This window comes from Acidimicrobiales bacterium, assembly GCA_035540975.1.
In the GTDB taxonomy this organism is placed as follows: Bacteria; Actinomycetota; Acidimicrobiia; order Acidimicrobiales.
Genome location: DATLFN010000159.1, coordinates 1 through 2,022, shown reverse-complemented (window position 1 = coordinate 2,022; position 2,022 = coordinate 1). Strand labels below are relative to the sequence as shown.

General features: G+C 75.2%; 4 protein-coding genes. All 4 read right to left on the bottom strand.

The annotated features are described in order from the left end of the window. Window positions 1–243: 243 nt before the first annotated feature. The gene (locus VM242_15780) at window positions 244–816 is read right to left on the bottom strand and encodes an ATP/GTP-binding protein (protein HVM06618.1); all 573 of its coding nucleotides are present in this window, start codon (window positions 814–816) and stop codon (window positions 244–246) included. Beyond that, entirely contained in the window at window positions 806–1,144 is a 339-nt protein-coding gene (locus tag VM242_15775) for a DUF742 domain-containing protein (protein ID HVM06617.1), read from the bottom strand. Before VM242_15775 ends, VM242_15780 begins: the two co-directional genes overlap by 11 nt. Window positions 1,145–1,153: 9 nt before the next feature. Next, window positions 1,154–1,573 carry a roadblock/LC7 domain-containing protein gene (locus VM242_15770; GenBank protein HVM06616.1) on the bottom strand — a complete coding sequence of 140 codons (420 nt, stop codon included), beginning with the start codon at window positions 1,571–1,573 and terminating at the stop codon, window positions 1,154–1,156. Beyond that, window positions 1,570–2,022 (bottom strand): hypothetical protein (locus VM242_15765; protein HVM06615.1); only part of this gene is annotated, 453 nt, incomplete at its 5' end. The genes VM242_15770 and VM242_15765, both read right to left, overlap by 4 nt.

Sequence of the window (2,022 nt, the reverse complement as noted above, 5' to 3'; positions counted from 1 at the left end):
GCCGCTCCCGCGTCCGCCCCCGCGTCCGCCCCGGACCCGGCCGCCCCGCCGGCCGCGCCCGCCGCGGCGAAGGCATGGACGGGCGACGACATCATCCCGAACCGCGGCCGCAAGGGCCGGCGGCGGGGCTGAGCGCCTTCTCCTCAGCGACAGGCGGTCGCGGCCACCGGGCCGTTCCGCAGCAGCCCGGCGAGGGAGCGACGGGAAGGGTGGGCCCGTCAGCCGCGGCGCCGGGCGCCGGCGTCACCGCCCGACGCCGGCGAGGACGTGCTCCACCAGGGAGACCAACGTCTCCTTCGCCGACTGGCGGATGCGAGCGTCGCAGAACACGATCGGTACGTCGTCGGCGATGGCGAGCGCCTCGCGCACGGCGGGCTCCCGGTGAGCGGCGACGCCGTTGAACCGGTTGACGGCCACGATGAACGGCAGCCCGCACTGCTCGAAGTAGTCGATGGCCGGGAAGCAGTCGGCCACCCGCCGGGTGTCGACGAGGACGACGGCGCCGATGGCGCCCCGCACGAGGTCGTCCCACATGAACCAGAACCTCGTCTGGCCCGGTGTGCCGAACAGGTAGAGGCGCAGGTCGGCGTCGAGGGTGATGCGGCCGAAGTCCATGGCGACGGTCGTCGTCGTCTTCCTCACCGCCTGCCCGGCGTCGTCGACGGCGGCGCTGGCGTCGGTCATCGCCGCCTCCGTCGTGAGCGGCTGGATCTCCGAGATGGAACCCACGAACGTCGTCTTGCCGACGGCGAAGCCACCGGCCACGACGATCTTCACGGGTCGCGGCGCGGAGGCGGCGACCGGCTCAGAGGGCACGGATGCCATGGAGGACCCTTTCCAGGAGTGCGATGTCGGGACGTCCGTCGACGCGGGCGTGGTGGACGCGGACGAGCCCCTCGTCGGCCATGTCGCTCACCAGGACACGGGCGACGCCCAGGGGGACCTGCAGGTGGGCCGAGATCTCCGCCACGGAGATCGGCGTGACGGCCAGGTCGGCGACGGTTCTCCGCTCCAGCACCAGGCGGCCCCGGCCGGCGTCGTCGGCCGACGTCACGACCAGCGCCTCCATGGCGAGGTGGGCCGACGCCCGGGCGCGCCCACCGGTGATCGCGTACGGGCGGAGCAGCCGCCCCGAGGCCTTCACGCCCACGCCCTATCCCGGAAGGGCGCGCTGGAGCTCGGCCCGGAGCCCGGGGGTGAGCATGGCGCCGGCCCGGCGCACGAACAGCGCCATCTCGTACCCGACGAGGCCGATGTCGCACTCGGCGGAGGCGACGACGGCGAAGCAGCTGCCGTCGCTGATGGACGTCACGAGCAGGAACGCCTGCTCCATCTCGACGATGATCTCGTTGACCCTGCCGCCGCCCAGGGGCCCGACGGCGCCGTAGGCGAGCCCGATCAGGCCCGAGGCGACCGCCGCGAAGCGGTCGGCCCCGGCCCGTTCGAGGCCGGGCGACAGCGCCAGCAGGAGCCCGTCGGACGAGACGACGACCGCCTCCTTGATGCCGGGCACCTTGCGGACGAAGGTGGAGACCATCCAGTCCAGGTTGCGCTGCCCGTCGGCCTCGTTCATGACCCCTCCTGGGACGTCGAGTACTCGTCTGCGATGTCGTCCAGGCGTCCACGGCGGACGCCGGAGCGGTAGCTGGAGAGCAGGCTGCGGACCTCGTCCGGGAGCCGCGCGGCGGGCGGACCGGTCTCGGTCGGGGCGGCGGGCGGCTGGGCACCTCGCCCCGTGTCGGGCGGCAGCGACGCCCTGGGGACCCGCCGGACCAGGCCGGCGGCCGTCGCCCGGTCGAGGTGACGCTGGAACTCGTCGGCCCGCGAGCTGCGCACCGGCAGGTCGGCCGCCGGGTGCGGGTCGGCGGCGGCGGCGAACCGGGTGGGCCGCACCGGCGGGGTGACGCCATCGCCATCCGGCCCGGGAGCTGGCGTGGCGGCCCGGACCGGCGGGGGGCCGACCGGTCGGGGCACCCGGGGCCGGGGGAGGATCGCCGACGGCGGCTCGGAGGCGGCCGGTGC